We start from the raw sequence: 19,337 nt of genomic DNA on the forward strand, positions 1-19,337 counted from the left end.
CGTTGATACCCAAGATCATCCTCGGCAAGGGCCCACACGCCACGCGCCGCACGATCGGCTACCTCTTCGGCAAGGGCCGGGCCAACGAGCACACCGACCCCCACCTGGTGGCCTCCTGGAACGACTTCGCCCCCGACCCCGGCCGCAGCCCGCACCGCAACCCCAAGGACGTGGCGGACCAGCTCGCCGCGCAGCTCGACCAGCCCGTGAAGATGCTGGGCGACAAGGCACCCAAGCACACCGTGTGGCACTGCCCCGTCCGTGCCGCCCCCGAGGACCCGATCCTGACCGACGAGCAGTGGGCGGATGTGGCGCGCCGGATCGCGGCCGCCGCCGGCATCGCGCCCGACGGGGATGAGGAGGCGTGCCGGTGGGTGGCGGTGCGCCACGCGGACGACCACATCCACATCGCCGCCACATTGGTGCGCCAGGACGGCCGGCGTCCGAGCCGCGGCTACGACCAGCGCGCTGTCCAGAAGGAAGCCCGCAGGATCGAAGTGGACTACGGGCTCAGGCGGCTCAAGCCAGGTGACGGCACCGCTGCTAAGCGCCCGACCAGCAAGGAGCACTTCAAGGCCAAGCGCCAGGGCCAGGACGCGACAGCACGCGAGGTCCTGCGCCTCCGGGTACGCCGCGCGGTGGCAGCCGCGTCCAGCGAGGCCGAGTTCTTCGCGTTGCTGGAGGCGACGGGCGTGACCGTGCGGCCGAAGGCCGGGCCTTCCGGCGATGTCCTCGGCTACAGCGTCGCCCTGCCCGGCGACGTCAACAAGGTCGGCGAGCCGGTGTGGTTCTCCGGCTCCACCCTCGCCAGCGACCTCTCCCTGCCCAAGGTCCGCCAACGCCTCTCCGACACCGCCCCCGAGCCGATCGCTCCGCGGCCGGGCGATCCGTGGCACCAGGCCACAGCCGCCACCGAACGCATCGCCAGCCACCTCACCTTCGGCGATGACCACGCGGCCCAGGGACAGCTGGTCGCGCTCGGCGCGGCCCTGGACCTTCTGCCGGTCACCGCACCGTCCGCAGCGAAGGCCGAACTGCAGCTGGCCGCAGCTGCCTTCGAGCGCGCCACCCGCTCTCGCATCACCGCCGACCGCGACAGCGCACGCGTCCTGCGCCGCAGCGTCCAAGCCATCTGGCGTCATCCCGATGCGGCGGGCGACGGGTCGGGGCCGGCGATGCTGCTGGACGCCGCGCTCACCGCAGTGGCCTTCGCGATCCACTGGCACCGCACGCACCAGCACGCCCAGCAGGAGGCGGCAGCCCAGCAAGCCCTCGTCCACCTCCAGGCCGCCTACGGAACGGTCATCGAACCCGCACTCGGCGACCTCGCCCGCCGCGCTCCTGGCCAGCAGACCAAGCACCGCTACGCCCACCACCTCCAGCGGGCCGTCCCCGAACACGCCGAGCGCATTGTGGAAGGCCGGGCCTGGGATGCACTCGCCACCGTGCTTGCCGAAGCAGAGACGCAGGGCCACAACGCGGCCACGGTCCTCGATCAGGCACTCAGCCAGCGCTCCCTGGACGACGCCCGCCACCCCGCCCGCGCACTGACCTGGCGCATCCAACGCCTCGGCCAGCGCCACGCCTCCGGCCCTCGGGCGCAGGCCGCCATGGCCCGCAGCACCGCGCTACACCCCACCGCGCCGGCCTCAGCAGCAGCCGTCCCGTCCTCGCAGCGCTCACCGGCCCGACCACGCTGATCCGGATCGTGGGTCCTTCAGCCGACTGAGGTGTTGCCGTACGTCGTCGGCCAGGTCTGCGTAGAACGGCACTCGGGGAGCGGCTTGGAGGATTTCCGTGCAGGCGGTCAGTTCGCCGATCCGGCCGGGCGGGGTGTCCAGTACGTGGGCGAATTCCTTGCGGATGCGCTCGGCGACGTCCGGCACGGGTAGGGAGTGCAGGTAGAGGGTTGCGGCGTCGTAGCCGATGGGTGCCGTGCCCCAGCCTTCCCAGTCCAGGAGGGTCAGTGCCGGGCCGGTGAGGTTGGCCCAGTGGAGGTCGCCGTGGGCCGTGGTCCAGGTGATCTCGCCGGGGGTGACGCCGGTGAACTCCGGGACGCGGCGCCGGATGTACTCCTCGCGCACCGCCTGACGGTCTGTGCCGACGAGCGCGATGTGTGTCAGGGCCAGGTGGAGGTCCTGCCACCAGATGTCCGGGAGATCGGCGTGGTGGTGGAGTACCGGGCTCTTGGCCACGGGCGGTGCCGCGACGAAGTCGTAGTGCTCTGCCCGGTAGTCCCAGCCGTCCGTCGACCAGTCGCGTAGACCAAGCAGCCGGGGCCGGGGCACTGCGGATGGGAGGGACCGTTCCGCCTCCCGCGGGCCTTCCCACAGCTTCCCGCCGCTCTTCCCCTGGGGATCACTCACCAGCCGCAGCCACGCGACCCCCGTAGGCGTGTAGACAGCTCCGGAAAGCGTCCTGCCCGCGTATCCCCACACCTCTCCGCCCGTGGCGTCGACGAGGCCCATCAGGGCGCAGGCGTGGCCGCGGGCGGAGAACATGCGGTCCCTGACGGCAGGCTCAGGGGCAGTGAACATCGTCGGCTACCTTCTCCGGCTGACGGCGGCGACACCGGCCTCGACCAGCTCGGAGATGAGAGCTGCGACGTGGCCGACGGGGAGCCCGGAGCCTACCGACAGCTCGCCCAGGGTTGCGGCGCTTCCGTCAAGGAGAAGCTTGATCACGGCGAGGACCGCCCTGCTGAACGTCCACTCCTGACCGCCGGCGCTGAACACGAGGTGCCCGATCTCGTCCACGCCGTACCAGGCTCCGGCGGCGGTGAGCCGGACGCACAAGCTCCCGTCCGCGGGGATGCCGTCCACGAACGGCAGTGACGGCATCGGCCGACCGGCATCCGTGCTCCCCCGGGCGTTGATGAACTCCTCGATCACCCCCTCGTGCAGGGCGTCGGCGAACTCCTTGCGCAAGGCTTGGAGATACGCGGTCCGCTCGTCCGGAGGGGCGAAGTACGGCAGGTTCGCACGGACCGTGGTCGAGACCCGTAGCTGGTCCGAGAGCCACGACAGGAGGTCCGCTCCGGTGGTGGGCTTGAGCCCGCAGGTCAGGTGGAGGGACCGGCCCTCAGTGGCAGCGACGGCGTGCCACCAACCCCGGGGCAAATAGAGCATGTCGCCGGCTTGGAGGACGATCTCCGCGACCGGGGCCCCGGTTGGTGGCTCGGGGGCCTCGGTGTCGACGCGCAGGGGGTCGATCCGGGTGGCGCCGTAGATCTTCCACCGCTTGGTGCCTTCGAGTTGGACGACCACCACATCGTGATCATCCCAGTGCACTCCGAAGCCTTCCTTCGGAGTCCATGAGGCGTAGAGGTTGACCTGCACGTCGGTACGGAAGTGCCGCTCCAGTGCAGTCGCGAGGTCTTCCACGCCGGGGTGCAGTGCGTCGACGGCGTCCAGGACGAGCGAGGCGCCGTCCTTGAGCTGGTGGTGCAGGTTGGCGGGCTCGATCCGGTGCCAGACCGTGTGGCGTTTGGACACCACAGGGTGGGCGTAGCTGTGTTGCGGGATCTGGCTGCCGTCGTTGAAGAGCCGCAGCCGTGGGGGTTCGAGTCGGTGCCGGGCGATGATCTCGTTGAGGTCGTCCCAGGTGAACAGGTCCGAGAAGTCGCCGACGCGCGGCCAGAGGCGATAGGTGCGGCCGAACGCCTCGGCGGGGAAGTCCCCGCCGAGGCTCCGGACCGCCGAGAAGATGGCGGTCATCTACGGCTCCGATCAGTCGTTGCCGTCGCCCTTGCCAGTGCCGCCGCCGTCGCTCAGCCGGTCCTGGCTGCGGGCGGCCTGCACGGAACGCTTCGAGACGATCAGGTCGTTCATCGCATGTTCCTTTCTCTTCGGTTCTCCCACCGGGGTTCCGGCGGGAAATCTGTGGGCGCCTAGACGGGCGGCGCCGGGTCGGTGTCGGGCGCGGAGGCCGGGGCTGTCAGGGTGTGGTCGGCGTCCTGCTGCACGGTCAGGGCCAGGAGTGTGAGGGTGGCCGAGGCACCCAGCAGCCACAGGCGCCCCAGCCAGATGTCCAGCCGCGGCTCACCGCTGCGGTGGCGGCCCCTGGCTCCGTGCTCGGAGCGCGTCACCTCACGCCCCCTGGTTGTGGTGGATCTGGCGGAGCATCTGCTGGACGGAGCGGGCCAGCGACTGAAGGCGACGGGCGGCCGACACCAGTCCGTCGCCAGGCCCAGATCGCAGCTGGATCTGGGCGTTGTCGATCTGGGCGTGTTCCCGGTACCAGGCGACCTCGCCCGGCCGGTGTACTTGGACGTGCTCCTTGGCCTGTTCGACCAGCGGGTCGAGATGTCCCTTGAGGGTGTCGATCAGCCGGAGGACTTCGTCATACGGGGGAAGGACGATGGTGGAGCGCAGAGCTGCGGCGATGTCCGCCTGGATCTGGTCGATGCCGTCGGTGCCTGCCGGGCGCAACTGACCCGGCAGCGGCTGCTGATCGGCACGGGTGGCATCCATGGTGCAACTCCTCGAAGACGGTGGTGGTTGTCACCGCTGCCAGGGGCGAGGAGAGGCCGGCCGTACGCGGCCCTGGCGGCTGAGTACGAGTCAACCGCCGGAGGAGTAGGCAGATCCGCAACCGGGTTGCGAGGTAGTAATCCCTTTGCGGGTGGGTCAGTTGACGGCCACGCCCGCGCGGCCGGCGAACGCCCGGACGCCCGGGAGGGTCCGGTCATGCCGGAGCAGGCCGGTGGCCAGGCTCTTGACCGAACCGCGCCGGATCTCCTGCGGTGCGGCCCGCTCGGCCGCCAGCAGAGCCCGGTAGCACTGCTCTGGCTTGCCCCACTGGTCGAAGCAACGGGCCACGTCGGTGAAGAAGCGCCCCTGCCGTTCGGCGGTCGGCAGGGCCGCGGGGTTGATGGTCTTGGCCAGGTCGATCGCCTGTCCGGCGTCACCGAGCAGGTAGCGGACGGAAAGCTGGTGCAGCAGCACTTGCTGGGTACCGGTGTCCGTGCGGGCCTCGGGGCTCGTCCGGCCGATTTCGGCGGCTTCGGCGGCCTCGCCGATCAGCCCGTGCGCGGTGGGCCGATCGCCCATTTTGGCCGCCGTGTACGCGGCAGTGGCCAGCAGCGAGACACTCGCGGCCAGCCGGGCTACCTCGGGGGTACGGCGGTCCGCACGTACGTCCTGGGCAGCCTTGACGGCGATGTCGGTGGCACGTGCCAGATGGCCTTGGCGGCGCCAGGCACTGGAGACCATCCGGTGCGCCTCGGCGATCGTCAGGGCGTCCCCGCCGATCCGCGCAGAGGTCAGCGCACGGTCCGCGGTGATCGCCACCAGACCGTCCTCACCGAGCTTGATGCAGAGTCGAGTGGCGATGTTGTAGAGGTCTGCGACGGCGGTGGCCGACGTCTCCGCCGGCTCCAGGGCCTGTGCTTGTGCGATCCGGCCAGGCAGGTTGCGGGCCAGCGTGTCGTACCGGGCGGCTCGGAATTCCTGCCGGGACGCCTTCACTTCGGCAGCGACGCCAGCCGGTGAAACCTCACCGCGCCTCGGCACGGTGGCAGTGCCATAGAGCAGGTGGTCCTCCAGCTGCCCGAGGGCGCTGGCCTCGGCCGGAGAGGCGCCAGCCAGCGGGGTGGTAAAGACCACCGCCGCAGCGGCCAGAAGTTCGCGGCGTCGCACGGGGTCGTCCCCCTCCTCTGGACCAAGATTGCGAACAACCCTAGCCGAGGCAGCCCGACGCCGAGTCGATGCTGGCGATCGTTCAGACGGTGCGGCAGCGAGAAGTTCAGACAGCGAAATGTCCAAGGCGTCGGAGATCTGACGTAGTGCATCCAGGCTGTTGACCGGGATCACGTCCCGCTCGACCTGAGACACCCAACTCTCCGACCGGTCGATCATCGCAGCCAGGTCCCGCTGCGGCCATCCCTTGCGCCTGCGCGCCTTGGCGACCGTCTTACCGAGTGTCAGTTCACTTCCCGCCACTGGGCACGCCCCCGAAGTCCCGTATCCGCATCGCGTGAGCACGCAACGTTACTGGCGGAAGGGGCGCGGCTGTAGAGGGCAAGACAGCTCGACGCCACCCTCTTCCTGATCGAGTGGCGCGGGGGCGCCGCCGACCACCTCGCCGTCCTGGAGTGAGCCGACAGCCGCACCACCATGCGGTGTGCAGCGACGATCCGTCCGCAGGAACCAGCAGTGACGGCTGCAGCGCGAGCGGGACGGTCGGTGCGGATCCGGCCCCGGGCTGCGCCTGCGGAAGCTGATGCCCTCGCTCCACACTGCTCAGCAGCAATTGCGACCAGGAGGCCCCGGACTGGTAAGGACTGGCGGGACGATGCAGAGCCCCTGGCTCTTCACCCAGCGTTGCATGCGCATCCGGCACTACGGTGACTTCTGGAAGCCACGTTTCATCGCACGGATCGGCGGCAAAACACTGCTCGACGAGCGTCGCGAGCGACCGTGCCGTATGCGCGCGGGAAGGCCACGACCAGTGTGCAGAAGGGCTGCCTCACGCCAACGGCTTCTCTGCTGCCGCGCATCAGGCAAGCCGATGTGCAGCAACGGTCAGTTGCTGCCGGTGAGTTCCGCTGAGCGTCTTGCGGGTGTGGGCGCTGGGTTCGTTCAGGCCGACGGTCTCGACGGTCTTGCCGCGCTGCGCGTACTTGGTCTCGATGGCGTCCAGTGCGGCCACGACGAGGCGTCCCAGGGGTTGGTGGAGGAGAGGTCGATGACGCCCCTCTCCGGGTCGTCGGCGTAATCGAGGCCCCGGTAGCGGGACCACCGGCCCCGCTACCGGGGGAGTTGGGCCCGGATGGTCTTGCCGGCTCCGGGGGCGGGGGTGATGGTCAGGTGGCTGGTGAGGTGGCGGATCATGTGCCAGCCGAATCCACCGCTGCCGCCGTTGAGATCAGGTGTGCGGTCGCGGGGGGCCGCTGAGCTGAGGTCGCTGACCGCAGCGGTCAGCGTGTCCGGACCGGCAAAGAGTTGCAGGGTGTACCGGCCACCGCCGTGGCGCAGTGCGTTGGTGGCGAGTTCGGAGACCACCAGGAGGAGGGTGTCCGCGCGCTCGGGATCCGGTGCTGGGGTGAGGTTGTCAGTGAATGCGCGGGTCGCCTCGCGGGCCCGGTGGATGCTGTCCGGACTTTCGCCCCACACCACGGCCGGTAGGGGATGAGGGACACTGGTGATCTTCATACCGTTCATGCGCGTACACCCCGCCTGTGGCCTGTTGCGCCTTTTTTCCGTGACGGGCAGTGTGCCCGCCCCCTCGGTTCCCACACCCCGGCAACGCGCTTCCTGGTGCAGTTTCCATCAGGCGTGGACGACAGAAGCTCGGCCATCACTTTCACAGAAAATCTGTCATGACGGTGGTAGACATGCGGCACCCCGGTCGTTAGGCTCTTCGTCGTAGCCAAGAGATCGAAAGGCGCGGCAGAGGTCGAACTGCCGTGCATGCAGCGCCAGAAGAGGCACGGCAGTGGAGTCGCGGGGCCGAGAGGTATGCATGTGGGCACCGCGACTGGCTGCCGGGCCGGGCGGCCCCCGGGGCCGCGAGCAGAACCGCACAATCCGCAGTAGCAGGCAGGCCAGCAGAAGGATGAGAAGGAGGCAGACGCCATCAGGATCGCCCGGGCGAGGAAGTGAGTCCGCTCGGGTACCGCAGGCCCCGGATTGGAAGGTGGTCCCCGGTCACGCATCCGCGATCCCCGCACTTCCCGCCCTCTCCCGGGCGACGGTGCGGAAACAGAAGGCCGGCATCGCAGTAAGCCGGCAGATGGTGTTCAAATCCCTCGGGGCCCTGGTGCGTGTTCGGCACCAGGGCCCCATGATGTATTCCCCATCAGAGGTGCAAATGACCGCAGAAATCTCTCACGACCGTCTCAACGACGAGGACTACCCCGCCTACACCATGGGGCGAGCCGCCGAAATGCTCGACACCACCCCCGCCTTCCTGCGGGCCCTCGGTGAGGCCAAGCTGATCACGCCTTTGCGTTCCGAGGGCGGCCACCGCCGCTACTCCCGCTACCAGCTGCGTATCGCCGCACGCGCCCGCGAACTCGTCGACCAGGGAACCCCCGTCGACGCCGCCTGTCGCATCGTCATCCTCGAAGACCAGCTCGACGAAGCTCAGCGCATCAACGAAGAACTGCGCACTTCGCCCTCCGGGCCCCGCCTCAAGACCGACGTCTGAACTCCGCTCCCGCGCTCGCGCGCGGCCGGCGCCCCGGGGACGTTCAGTCGGCGTCGGAGAGGCCGGCGTCACAGCTGACCCACAGCAGCCACGCAGACGAGCTCCGTCGATAACGTCGCCGGAGCTCTTCGCCGTCACCCTGACGCCAACCGGGCTGAGCACCGCGGCCCTGATCTCGCGGCAGCGTCCGAGGCTCCGCCCTCTGACTCAGCGGGGCCGGGCGGGCCATCGGGACATGGGACTGACGAGGCCCCCGAGCCAGCACACCGCTGTGTCAGCAGACGGCGAGGGAGATGGCGATGTAGTGCGCGGTGAAACCTGCCACAGTCAGGGCGTGGAAGACCTCGTGGAAGCCGAACCAGCGAGGTGAGGGATCGGGGCGCTGGAGTGCGTAGACCACCGCGCCCACGCTGTAGAGGAGACCGCCGGTCACGATCAGGGTGAGTACGGCCGCTCCGCCGGTGTGCAGGAAGTCGGGCAGGTAGCGCACCGGTGCCCAGCCCAGGGCCAGGTAGCAGGGGGTGTACAGCCAGCGGGGAGCTCCGACCCAGAGGACGCGGAAGGCAATGCCCACCAGCGCCCCCGTCCACACGATCCACAGCAGGACGGGCCGCTGAGCCGAAGGGAGGAGGAGCACGGCCAGGGGGGTGCAGGTGCCGGCGATGATGAGGAAAATATTGGCGTGGTCGAGACGACGCAGAACGGCCTCACCGAGCGACCCCCAGGTACCGCGGTGGTAGATGGCGCTCGTCCCGAACAGCAGCAAGGCCGTGACGGCGTACACAGTGCAGGCCAGGGCGGCCTGTGGGGTCCGGGCCAGGCGGATGAGGACGACGCCCGCGATCAGCGCGGCGGGGACCGTTGCGGCGTGGAGCCAGCCACGAAGCTTCGGCTTCATCGGCTCCGCCAGGTCGGCCGCCCGCTCCACCAGAGCGGCAATCGGGTGAGGGCCTACCCCGGCACTGTCACGGTGCGCTCCGCGGGGTTGGCCGGCTGGAGCATGATCCCCCCTCTCCGGGGCGAGGGGCACACTGCCGGATTCGGCGGCGTCGCGGGACACAGCTTCCGTCCTCCTTCGGACTGTTGGGCCTGGATGACAACCAGGTAGCCACGCCAGGAGTCTCCCCGCAACAGCGCTTGGGGAGGTCAGCCTCGGACCGCCTGGCCTGCATTGCCGGGCAGGGACTGTCACCACATCGCCGGCAGGGTGGAGTCGGAGCAGAGCAATCAGTTGTCTCTCAGCGTGGTCGTGCAGGGCGCAGTCATCACCGGACTGAGTTGGCCGCTGTGGGCGGATTCTTTGCCCACAGCGACGCGGTCAGGCTCGGGCCGGGTGCCCGAGCAAGGCCGACGCCGTCTCCAGTGGTGTGAGACCGGTCGGTGGCACGAGCGCGGCAGCCGGGCGGCACACGAAGCCGAGGCGGCTCAGGGCTCGGGTCACTTCACCGGCGGAGAAGTCACGGCGGTCCTGCCGGGTGATGATCTCCCCGACCTGCTTGACAGGGAAATGGCGGCGACCGATGAGCACGGACTCACCCGTGACAGGTTCGGGTTTGATGCCCTTCATCGCATCCTGCACCTCGGTCTTGAGCAGGTCGAAGGGGAAGCGGGCGATGACGACGCGCATAGTGCCTCTACAAGGTCGAAGAGAAGCCGGAAACGGATCGCCGGCCCGGGCGGAGAAGGATCAACGGGTGAGGACGACGACGCCCAGGGCGTGCCCGTCCTCACCGATCACGGGTGAGGCCCGCAGTGTGCGTTGGCGCATGGCGCGTTCCGCGTCGTGTACAGACATCACGGGCGAAGTGAAGGGCCCACGGTCGTACATGAGGTCCCGCAACCGGGTCTCCTCGGTGTACCAGGAGCCTTGATGGTGGGCTGTCATCTGGGAACGGGTGATCAGTCCCGTACACCGCCCGTCCTCGTCACGGACGAGGAGATGGTCGGCACGGGCCCCGATGAGGACGGACAGGGCCAGGTCGACGACCATGTCGTCGCTGACCTGTGGTCCCGGCGACAACATGACGTCGCCGGCTGCCTTGCCGGAGCGATCCGCCTGGGGGTAGCTCTGAAGCATCAACGAAAGCCTCCGTGACGAGGGTGATCCGACGAGCTGAGCGTGATCGTCCGGGACCGACCTAGGCGGCTGGGGCCGAGGAGGTCTGCCGCGCAGTCGGTGTCGCGGTTCGGGCTGATCCGGCGGCACGGCGGGCCTGGGCGGGGCGGCTGCGGCGGCCGCGCGTGGAGGAGCCGCTGCGCTTGGCGCGTTCGACGACCGGTGCGGCGATGGTGACCGGGATGCCGGAGGGTGCCTGGGCGCCGGTGATGCGGCTCAGTTCGGCTTCGCCGGAGCGGACCTGGGTGGACTGCGGAGTGATGCCCGCGTCCGCCATCAGGCGATTCATGGTGCGGCGCTGGTTGGGCAGGACGAGGGTGACGACGCTGCCGGACTCGCCGGCGCGGGCGGTGCGTCCCCCGCGGTGCAGGTAGTCCTTGTGATCGCTCGGCGGGTCGACGTTGACGACGAGGTCGAGGTTGTCGACGTGGATGCCGCGGGCGGCGACGTTGGTGGCCACCAGGACCGTGACATGGCCGGTCTTGAACTGGGCCAGGGTGCGGGTGCGCTGGGGCTGGGACTTGCCGCCGTGCAGGGCCGCGGCGCGCACGCCGCTGTTCAGCAGGTGCTTGGTGAGGTTATCGACCGCGTGCTTGGTGTCCAGGAACATGATCGACCGGCCTTCGCGGGCCGCGATCTCGGTGGTGGTGGCGTGCTTGTCGGCACCGTGGACGTGCAGCACGTGGTGCTCCATCGTGGTCACGGCGCCCGCCGAGGGATCGACGGAGTGGACCACCGGGTCGGTGAGGTAGCGGCGGACCAGGAGGTCGACGTTGCGGTCCAGGGTGGCCGAGAAGAGCATCCGCTGCCCCTCGGGACGGACCTGGTCGAGCAGGGCGGTGACCTGAGGCATGAAGCCCATGTCGGCCATCTGGTCGGCCTCGTCCAGCACGGTGATGGCGACCTGGTTGAGGCGGCAGTCGCCGCGCTCGATGAGGTCCTTGAGCCGTCCCGGCGTGGCGACGACCACTTCGACGCCGCCGCGCAGTGCGCTGGACTGGCGGCCGATCGACATCCCGCCGACGACTGTGGCCATCCGCAGCTTCAGTGACCGGGCGTAGGGGGTGAGTGCGTCGGTGACCTGCTGGGCCAGCTCCCGGGTGGGGACCAGGACCAGGGCCAGCGGCTGACGCGGCTCGGCACGCTGTCCGGCGCTACGGGCCAGCAGGGCCAGACCGAAAGCCAGCGTCTTACCCGATCCAGTGCGTCCACGGCCGAGAACGTCGCGCCCGGCCAGCGAATTCGGCAGCGTGGCGGCCTGAATGGGGAACGGGGCGGACATGCCTTCCGCGCTGAGGGCCGCCAGCAGCGCCGGCGGCATGTCCAGCTCGGCGAAAGTCTCGGCCGGGGGCAGGGCGGGAGTGTGGGTGACGGGCAGGGCGAACTCTCCCTGCAGTGTCGCCGGACGCCGTCCGGGGCCCCCGGAACGGCCCGTGCCCGAGCGGGTCGGCCCACCGGAACGGTAGCCGCCGCGGCCTGAGCCGGACGAGCCGGCAGAGCGGGAGTAGCGGTCATTCGTGCGAGCTGTGCGGTTCATGGAGAACCTTCCTCGATGCGGTACGTCGAGGAATTCCCGGCGGCAATGAGCCGCACACAAAGAATCGCAAGAACGAACCGATGAATTGAGATGAAACGAAGCGGGGCGGAAATATGTCGACCCTGCACGCCGAAGCGGGACCGGCAACGCCGCAAAGAAGGGCGAAACAGTTGCCTGATCATGAATTCGGGCGGATTGCCCGCCGTGTCATAGCGGTCGGGAAGCCGAACCGGCTGCCCGCACGCCGCGTGTGCGGCCGTTGTGGGGCACACGGGAAACGCCGAAAAGCAACGAGCTGGGGCCCGCACCCAAGGTGCGGGCCCCAGCTACGGTGTACGCGTCAGGCGGGAACGATGTTCTCGGCCTGCGGGCCCTTCTGACCCTGCGTGACGTCGAAGTTCACCTTCTGGCCTTCCTGGAGCTCACGGAAGCCCTGGGCGGCGATGTTCGAGTAGTGGGCGAAGACGTCGGCGCCGCCGCCCTCCTGCTCGATGAAACCGAAACCCTTTTCCGCGTTGAACCACTTCACGGTGCCAGTAGCCATGTCATATCTCCTTCGGGGCAGTGCCCGGAGCCCACACCGTGCGGACTCCGTATCGCTGCGTTGATTGCCCGTCCGGAAACAAACACCGGAAATACGAAAGCGCTCCGCCATGCACGACAGCGAGCGCGCTTGAAGTCTTTGGGAACCACAACTGCAACTGAGATCGACGGTAGCACGGTACTGGCGGCCATGCGCAGCACATGACCTCGACGCTTTTGAGAGGGTAAAAAACCCTTACCGCACCAGTGGCCATTTCTGTAGTCGCGGCATGAGATATTCAGCATCAGTGCTCGCCCCTATTCGACCGAAAATGCGTCAACCTCCGCAACCACCGCCCAGGCTCCGCAGGCACGGGCCGGGCACCGCCATGCCTGACCGAACCCACCGCACAACCTTCGGGGACAGATCGCGGCGCGGCACGACCGAAAGCGGGGTGGCGAGCACGCCGACCCTGCACGCTTGCACCAGCAATTCCGCCGTGGGTATCCACGTGCCCCTCTCTTCCGCCTGCCCGCAAGGGAACCTTGACGGCAAGCAGTTGTCTCCCGACGATGCTCGTGCCCTCCGCATGCCCCGACGAGCGGTAAGTCACGGTCAATACGGGTCCCCACGGACCCTCTTCACTCTGCCCCACAGCCCGCGTTTACGCAGGTCAGCCCCTCAATGATGCGTACGCGCCCCATTGATTCCCAAGCTCAGAGCGCGGGTTCGATTCCCGTCACCCGCTCCACAGCGAAGGGCCCAGGTCAGCGACCTGGGCCTCTTTTCGTCCCGCGTCAGGCGCGCGTCGGCCGCGGGCAGCACGAAGCCGCCCAGGAGCAGCCGATGTCTGCTGAATCGGCTTCCCGGGCGGCTCGGTTGGATGGTTCAGGCGGGGTGGACCACTCGTGCACCACTACTGGTAGGGCTTCTCGGTCAGGAACAGACGCCACCCGGTGAACGCACGGTACCGGGGTTGCGCATACCGGAGCACGTTTGACCGCGCCCCGCGGCGCCCACCCGGGCCGCCGACTCCCGACTGCCGACTGCCGACTGCCGCCTGCCGTACCCCACCCCCCGTATGAGGTACGGCAGTCGGCGGGATGTCACCGGGGTCAGCGGCCCGGCGATACCAGAGTCCGCGGCTGGGTGAGCGGGAGGGGCTGCTCCGCGAGAGTCTTCGGTGCGGGTGTGGCCGGGGGCGCGGACGGTCCCGGTTCGGTGCCCGGCTCGGCGGGCACATCGTTGTCGCACATCGCCTTCGCCTGGAAGGCTCCAATCGCGGCGTCGATCGGCCCCGGCTTGATGTGCCCCGTCGCATCGACCTGCTGGTACTTGGCGCGGTTGAACCCGATCGTCATCTGGCGCTTGCCGTCGGACGTCGAGTACGTCACCGTCTCGGCGCCCCACACCGAGCCGGTGTGTCCCCAGAAGCGCCCGCACACGGTGTCGATCGCGGCGATGCCGAGGCCGTAGTGCATCAGCACATCGCCCTTTTCGTCCTTGGCCTCGACGGTGGTCTGCATCTGGCGGAGTTCGGCGGGGGCGAGCAACTTGCCGGTCAGCAGCGCCCGGTAGAAGTCGTTCACGTCCTCCATTGTCGCGACCAGCGCCCCGGCGGTGCCGGCCCAGGACAGGTCGTACGTGCTGTAGTCGCGGGCCGGGGTGATCAGCCCGAAGAAGGATTCGTACATCTTGGAGTGCGGCCCGGATATCCGTTCGGAGGCCGGGAAGTAGGTGTGCTTCAGCCCGGCCTTACGGATGACGTTGCGGGTGATGTACTCCTCAGGATTCTCGCCGGTGACCTTCTGCAGCAGCATCCCCGCGATGACGTAATTGGTGTTGGCGTAGGACCACTTCTCGCCGGGCTTGCCCGTGGGTGGCGCCTGCAGGCCGAAGCGGACCAGTTCCTCGGGGTCGAAGTGCCGATGACGGTTGGCGTCGATGCTCTCGGTGCTCCCCTTGAGGAGGGAGGGAAAGGCGCCGGGTATGTAATCGGCGATGCCGCTGGTGTGGTTGAGCAGCATGCGGACGGTGATCTGCCGGCCGCGTTCACCGGGGACGAGGTCGGGGAGGTAGCGGGCGATGGGGTCGTCCAGATCGATCCGGCCCGCGCCGACCTGCTGTAGTACGGCGACGGAGGTGAACGCCTTGGTGATGCTGCCCACGCGCTGCCGCATCTGCGGCCCGACCGGGCGTTTGGTGGCGATGTCGGCGACACCGGCCGCGCCCCGCCATGCGTCCCTGCCCTCCCGGACGGCCGCGTAGCTGCCGTACATACCTGCTGTGTGCACCGCCGCCAGCTTCTCGTCCAGTGCCTTGTGGTCGAGATGGCCCGGGTGGGCCGTCGTTCCCGCGGCGGCGTGGGCGCCGGGCGCGGGGGCGGTTGCGGCCTGTGCGGGCACCGCCGCTGCCGTCAGCGAGAGCAGAACGGCCGTGGCGGTAGAGGCGACCCGGGTACGACGGCGGGCCGGGCGAGGCTGGGGCATGGAGTCTCCCGTGACAACTTCCTGTACTGCGGTCGATCACATAAGCGATCTTGGTCGCCTCGATTCTCTCGACCGACCACCGTCCCCGCCGTCCTCCTGCAGAACGACCCGTCTCATCAACACCGATGACATTTGTCAGGCTTCTACGAGGCCGAAGTGTGCATGCCTGAAATGCGATTGCCGAACATGCGACTGCCGATCCGTGACGCCGGAACTGTGGCTGCCGAACAGCGTGTTCGCGAATCGTGCGTGTCCGGAGTGCGCGTGGTGTCAAGCCGTGCTCTGCCCGCTGCCGCCGCGCCCTGGTGCCAGCCTGCGGCGTCACGCACCCCGCGCAGTCAGACCGGTTCATCACAGCGGTCTCCTGGAAGAGCAGCGAGGTATTGCAGCTTGGCTGCCTCCAGGTCCGGCGGGAAGCGGCACCCGCGTCTCACCCTTCGCGGCACTCCGCCCTGCTGGGTGAGATCCGGCAGGGCGGAATTGACCAACAGGTCCACCGTTCGGCTTTCTCCGAGGAGTCCGTGGCCGGAGTGGTGGTCCGCGAGGACGGCAAGTTTCTGACGATCCGGCAGGCTGGCAGCGGAGCTTGGGAGCTTCCGGGCGGGGTGCTCGAACTCGAAAGGCCCCGGAGGCCGACGTACGACGCGGGGTCTGGGAATAGACGGGCATTCACGTCGAGGTCGACGAGCTCACCGGGGTCCACAAGAACACGGCACGAGGAATCGTGGCCCTGGCCTTTCGCTGCCAGCTGGTCGGCGGCGAAGAACGCACCTCGAGCGAGTGGACGGCGGTCACCTGGCTCACGCCCGAGGTGGCAGAGTCCATGCCCAAGGTCTTCTCGATCCGACTCCGGGATCCCCTGGATGGGGCAGGCCCTAACCTACGAAGCCATAACGGCAGGCCTCTTACGCCGGCGCGGCAGAACTCTCTCTACTTCATCACGGCCCGCGCGCGGGCGCCTGCCGCCTCTTCGACGCGCTGCGTCCAGCAGGCAAGTTGGCGATAGATAGGGATCAAATCGAAAGCTGATCGGATTCGTCGCTGACATCAGTGGCAGCAGGCAGCGGGCCACATGGCGCGATCAACCACGGTCAGCGGCGGCTCGCCGCAGGCGAGATGTGCCGATGAACTGGCTGTGGAAGCGGTCCGGCAGCAAGGTGAGGTCACTGTGCGGTTAGGGGCAAGCTGCTCCCTCCAGGGCGCGAGCCGGGAGAGACACTGGTCGACGACGTCAAGCACAAGAGGAAGTAACCCAGAACTGGGGGTAAACCACGGTCAATTGCGGGTCACCGCACATAGGCCGGCACCACTACCCCGACCACTGTTCGCGCAGCTCAATCCCACAGTCGGCGCGGAACACACGGTGATTCCCAAGCTCAGAAGCGCCGATTCGATTCCCGTCACCCGCTCCATAGTTGAGGCCCAGGTCAGCGACCTGGGCCTTGTTTGTTGTCCGGGGCAGTTCAGGCGTCCCGCACCGGATCCGTACCACTTCCCCCTCATTCGCCTGGAGGGAGAGCGGTCGCGACGTTCAGGCGGTCACGATGCTCGGTCTTCCCGCCTGTCCTGGCGAGTGCTCGCCGTCAGGCCGCGCAACGGGCGAAAGCCTGCACCCTGCCGGCTTGGTTCGCCTCGTTCTCGAATCGAATCGTCCACCGCCTGTCGCCCACCGCGCGGTTGCCCGTCACGTCGATGCTGGCGGAGGACACGATCCAGCCCCCGCTGACGGCAAAGGTGCCCCTGGGGCAGGTGACAGTGACGATCTCGGTCTGGTTGGCCCCGATGGACCGGACCGGGCTCTCTGCGGTGACGACGCGGGGGTGGGCGGGTTCGTCATCGGCCAGTGCGGGGGACGCCAGGCTGACGGCCAACGCGGGTGCAGCGGCCAGGGCGAGGAGCTTGGTGCGGGACATGCTGTGACCTCTCTGAGTGGTTCGCGCGTTCTCTACGAATCGAACGCACCAGCCCAGGCTAGGAACGGGGCGGACGGAACCGCCATCCGATGCGCCCCATTGGAGTGATGGGATGTGCACCATGGGTTACTGATCGTGGTGGCGAGCGCGGCCTCGATTCCCCTCACCCGCTCCATGTTGAGGCCCGGGTCAGAGACCCGGCCTTCTTCGTTGCCTGAATCCCTCAGAGCAGCGCGCCCTCCGCGTGCCTCAAGTGCCGCCACCGCACGTTGGATTGGGCCCTCCCCAGCTTCCTACGTCTCGGGGGTCGCGAAAATCCGGTCGAGGTGGTGATGGAGTACCGCGATGGCCGACTCCGGACTCCGCTGGCCTACGAGGATGCTGGTGCCCATGGCCGCCGTCATGGCGAGCAGGCTGATCGCCTCCGTGCGCGCGTCGATGCCGGGACCGGTCAGACCTGACGCCTGGGCCTGTTCGAGCTGGCCGGTCAGAGCGTTCTCGGCGGCGTCGGGGTTGTCGATGAAGGGCTGGGCGGCCAGCGCGTCGTCGGTCACGGACAGGATCGAGTAGGAGCTGTAGAGGAGGTGGAAGGTGCGGCCCTCCTCGTCGGTCGGGAGGGAGGCCAGCAGCAGCGCCTCGATGGTCGCGCGCGGGCCCGGGTCCGGGCCGGCGGCGCGGAGGCGGGCGCCCACCCGTGCGGTGAAGCGGTCGGTCAGGTGCTGGAGCCCGTAGAAGAGCAGTTTCGCCTTGGTCTCGAAGTAGTACTGCACGAGCCGGAGTGACACGCCGGCCTCTGCGGCCACGTCGCGCATGCCGACGGCGTGCAGTCCTCGACGCCCCGCGACCTGGATGAGCGCCTCGGCGATCTGGGCGCGCCGTTCCTCGTGATCCACGTGCTTTGGCATGTGCCGGTGTCTCCGCCCGTCGGTGTCGGCTTCGCGGTCCGGCTCGGCCCGGACCTCTTTATGGTACCGCTGTACCAGCTTCATGGTACGGTCGTATTACGAAGAACGGATCTCCCCGGAGGTGCCCCCGTGCCCGAGAACACGACCCGTGTGCGCCGCGATGTCGGCCGCTACGTGAACGACGAGCTGCGCGACCGCTACTTCGCCGCCTGCGACGCCGTCTACGCGATGGGTGCGCCCGCCCGCTCCGAGACGGACGTCGAGACCAGCTTCGGCACCACGCACGTCTACCGGTACGGCCCCACGGATCCGGCAGCCGAGTCCCGTACGCCGGTGGTCCTGATCCACGGCGCGGGCTACTGCTCGGCGATGTGGTACCCCAACACCCCCGCGCTCAGCGCCGAACGGCCCGTCTACGCGCTCGACACCCCCGGCGACGCCGGGCGCAGCGTCCATCGCGAGCCCATGTGGCAGCCGGAGCGCGCCGTGCAGTGGCTCGACGAGGCGCTCGACGCCCTCGGCCTCGACCGGGTCCACCTGGTCGGCTCCTCGTACGGCGGCTGGCTGGTGCTCAACATGGCCCACCGCCGGCCCGGACGGCTCGCGTCGGTCACCGCGCTCGACCCCGGCGGCCTGGAGAAGGTGGGCCTGCGCTTCTTCGCCTGGGTCTTCGTCAGTCTCTTCGCCAGCTTCGCCCCCAAGGCGCTGCGTCCGCGCCTCGCCTCCTGGCTGGAGCAACCGGTGATCGCCGTTCCCGAGCTGCGGACGTGGATCCAGGCGGGCGCCCGCGCCTTCCGGATCCGCCGCCCCGCGCCGCTGCCGCTGACCGAGGACGCGCTGCGCTCCATACGGACCCCGCTCTACGTCATCATGGGCAAGCGCAGCCTGCTGGTACACCCGCAGCGGCAGCTGGAGAGGGTGCCGCGCCTGATCCCCGGGGCCCGCGCCGAGATCATCGCCGCTACGGGCCACGGCCCGCAGATCGACCATCCCGACGTGGTCAACGCCCGGATGCTGAGCTTCATGGAGGACGTCGACTCCCTCGACCCGGCCGAGGTCGACGGCGTGGTCGACGCGTAGGGCCTGCGGCTGACGCGTAGGACCTGTGGCCGGGGGCACTGGCGCCGGCGTGGCGGCGGCAAAACCCGTGGCTCCTTGAAGGAAACCGGCGCCAGGAGGCTTCTGGTGTGGCCGGCGGGCGCCGGCCACACGGTGGCAGAACGGGAGATGGTGCGCGGGCGCTACGCAGGCCCGGCCGTTACCGTGATCGTGGCCGGGTGGTTGTCCACAGGATGTTCCCGTTGGAGGCGGGGGGCGTCCGGGGGCAGGTTCTCGTAGGTGACGCTGATCTTGCGCAGGTGACCGGCCACGTGGTCGGTGTACGAGGTCTGGGACGTCCTGGGTGGGGAGCCCTTCAGGTCGTAGGTGCGCCAGAAGTCCCGGACCGAGGAATCACCCGTGCCGTACACCTTGTAGGTCAGCCGTGCGGTGCCGTTGGTGACACGCGCCGTCCGTGGCACGTAGAAGCGCGACTCGGAAGGGTGCTGGTCGGGCTGCAGGCCGGCGATCTGTTCTGCCGCTGCCTCCGGCCGCGGGGGCTGCCGCGCGCCCAGGGCCATGATCGCCCAGAAACCCACGGCGACGGCGGCCATCGCGCAGCACACGAGCACCGGGGGGAGCCATCGGCGACGCTTCGGCACGGA

18 protein-coding genes and 3 pseudogenes are annotated in these 19,337 nt (G+C 68.9%); 4 read left to right on the plus strand and 17 right to left on the minus strand.

Translation table 11 applies throughout. The annotated features are described in order from the left end of the window. The first annotated feature begins 2 nt into the window (after positions 1–2). Positions 3–1,700 carry a relaxase/mobilization nuclease domain-containing protein gene (locus tag NUT86_RS19980; protein ID WP_274736787.1) on the plus strand — a complete coding sequence of 566 codons (1,698 nt, stop codon included), beginning with the start codon at positions 3–5 and terminating at the stop codon, positions 1,698–1,700. On the opposite strand, the gene NUT86_RS19985 is transcribed toward NUT86_RS19980, so the two are convergent. The 8 genes and pseudogenes from NUT86_RS19985 to NUT86_RS20015 all read right to left on the minus strand — a co-directional run bounded on the left by NUT86_RS19985 (position 1,680) and on the right by NUT86_RS20015 (position 7,154). Next, on the minus strand, positions 1,680–2,537 hold the full coding sequence (locus tag NUT86_RS19985; protein ID WP_109890838.1) for a hypothetical protein: 858 nt from the start codon (positions 2,535–2,537) through the stop codon (positions 1,680–1,682). The two genes, NUT86_RS19980 and NUT86_RS19985, sit on opposite strands and share 21 nt — an antisense overlap. Before the next feature lie 6 nt (positions 2,538–2,543). Beyond that, on the minus strand, positions 2,544–3,716 hold the full coding sequence (locus NUT86_RS19990; RefSeq protein ID WP_274736789.1) for a cupin domain-containing protein: 1,173 nt from the start codon (positions 3,714–3,716) through the stop codon (positions 2,544–2,546). 173 nt (positions 3,717–3,889) lie between these two features. Further along, on the minus strand, positions 3,890–4,087 hold the full coding sequence (locus NUT86_RS19995) for a hypothetical protein (RefSeq protein WP_109890842.1): 198 nt from the start codon (positions 4,085–4,087) through the stop codon (positions 3,890–3,892). Between the two features lies 1 nt (position 4,088). Then, positions 4,089–4,472, minus strand: a complete 384-nt coding sequence (locus NUT86_RS20000) for a DUF6415 family natural product biosynthesis protein (protein WP_109890844.1) — start codon at positions 4,470–4,472, stop codon at positions 4,089–4,091. A 156-nt stretch (positions 4,473–4,628) separates the two neighbouring features. After that, entirely contained in the window at positions 4,629–5,639 is a 1,011-nt protein-coding gene (locus NUT86_RS20005; protein ID WP_229838138.1) for an XRE family transcriptional regulator, read from the minus strand. A gap of 114 nt (positions 5,640–5,753) precedes the next feature. Continuing rightward, positions 5,754–5,984 (minus strand): annotated as a pseudogene (locus NUT86_RS40660) (helix-turn-helix domain-containing protein); the annotation flags it as partial. 514 nt (positions 5,985–6,498) lie between these two features. Further along, positions 6,499–6,719, minus strand: a pseudogene (locus NUT86_RS20010) (hypothetical protein); the annotation flags it as partial. A 30-nt stretch (positions 6,720–6,749) separates the two neighbouring features. After that, entirely contained in the window at positions 6,750–7,154 is a 405-nt protein-coding gene (locus tag NUT86_RS20015) for an ATP-binding protein (protein WP_109890848.1), read from the minus strand. Positions 7,155–7,812: 658 nt separating this feature from the next. Here NUT86_RS20015 and NUT86_RS20020 point away from each other — a divergent pair. Beyond that, positions 7,813–8,151, plus strand: a complete 339-nt coding sequence (locus NUT86_RS20020; RefSeq protein ID WP_109890850.1) for a MerR family transcriptional regulator — start codon at positions 7,813–7,815, stop codon at positions 8,149–8,151. A 274-nt stretch (positions 8,152–8,425) separates the two neighbouring features. On the opposite strand, the gene trhA is transcribed toward NUT86_RS20020, so the two are convergent. From trhA to NUT86_RS20050, 6 genes are all read right to left on the minus strand, one after another. Next, entirely contained in the window at positions 8,426–9,211 is a 786-nt protein-coding gene (gene trhA, locus NUT86_RS20025) for a PAQR family membrane homeostasis protein TrhA (RefSeq protein ID WP_371874859.1), read from the minus strand. Between the two features lie 258 nt (positions 9,212–9,469). Further along, on the minus strand, positions 9,470–9,778 hold the full coding sequence (locus tag NUT86_RS20030) for an SCO5918 family protein (RefSeq protein WP_006604709.1): 309 nt from the start codon (positions 9,776–9,778) through the stop codon (positions 9,470–9,472). 60 nt (positions 9,779–9,838) lie between these two features. Then, on the minus strand, positions 9,839–10,228 hold the full coding sequence (locus tag NUT86_RS20035; RefSeq protein WP_109890852.1) for a CBS domain-containing protein: 390 nt from the start codon (positions 10,226–10,228) through the stop codon (positions 9,839–9,841). Between the two features lie 61 nt (positions 10,229–10,289). Then, positions 10,290–11,804 carry a DEAD/DEAH box helicase gene (locus NUT86_RS20040; RefSeq protein WP_109890854.1) on the minus strand — a complete coding sequence of 505 codons (1,515 nt, stop codon included), beginning with the start codon at positions 11,802–11,804 and terminating at the stop codon, positions 10,290–10,292. Positions 11,805–12,144: 340 nt separating this feature from the next. After that, a complete protein-coding gene (locus NUT86_RS20045; protein WP_006604711.1) occupies positions 12,145–12,348 on the minus strand; it encodes a cold-shock protein in 204 nt (67 codons plus the stop codon). Positions 12,349–13,442: 1,094 nt separating this feature from the next. Continuing rightward, entirely contained in the window at positions 13,443–14,816 is a 1,374-nt protein-coding gene (locus NUT86_RS20050; RefSeq protein ID WP_274736798.1) for a serine hydrolase domain-containing protein, read from the minus strand. A 479-nt stretch (positions 14,817–15,295) separates the two neighbouring features. On the opposite strand from NUT86_RS20050, the pseudogene NUT86_RS20055 reads away from it, so the two are divergent. Then, positions 15,296–15,732: pseudogene (locus NUT86_RS20055) on the plus strand (NUDIX domain-containing protein); the annotation flags it as partial. Positions 15,733–16,399: 667 nt separating this feature from the next. Here NUT86_RS20055 and NUT86_RS20060 read toward each other — a convergent pair. Continuing rightward, positions 16,400–16,729 (minus strand): hypothetical protein, encoded by a 330-nt coding sequence (locus tag NUT86_RS20060; protein WP_274736800.1) that lies wholly within the window; start codon positions 16,727–16,729, stop codon positions 16,400–16,402. A 293-nt stretch (positions 16,730–17,022) separates the two neighbouring features. Then, positions 17,023–17,634 (minus strand): TetR/AcrR family transcriptional regulator, encoded by a 612-nt coding sequence (locus tag NUT86_RS20065; protein ID WP_026170106.1) that lies wholly within the window; start codon positions 17,632–17,634, stop codon positions 17,023–17,025. Between the two features lie 129 nt (positions 17,635–17,763). Between NUT86_RS20065 and NUT86_RS20070 the strand changes: the two genes are divergently transcribed. Further along, a complete protein-coding gene (locus NUT86_RS20070; RefSeq protein WP_274736802.1) occupies positions 17,764–18,714 on the plus strand; it encodes an alpha/beta fold hydrolase in 951 nt (316 codons plus the stop codon). Positions 18,715–18,875: 161 nt separating this feature from the next. Here the strand turns inward: NUT86_RS20070 and NUT86_RS20075 are convergent, their stop codons facing one another. Continuing rightward, entirely contained in the window at positions 18,876–19,334 is a 459-nt protein-coding gene (locus tag NUT86_RS20075; protein WP_159487569.1) for a hypothetical protein, read from the minus strand. Positions 19,335–19,337: the final 3 nt, after the last annotated feature.

This window comes from Streptomyces sp. G7(2002) (assembly GCF_028870195.1).
GTDB lineage: Bacteria > Actinomycetota > Actinomycetes > Streptomycetales > Streptomycetaceae > Streptomyces > Streptomyces nigrescens.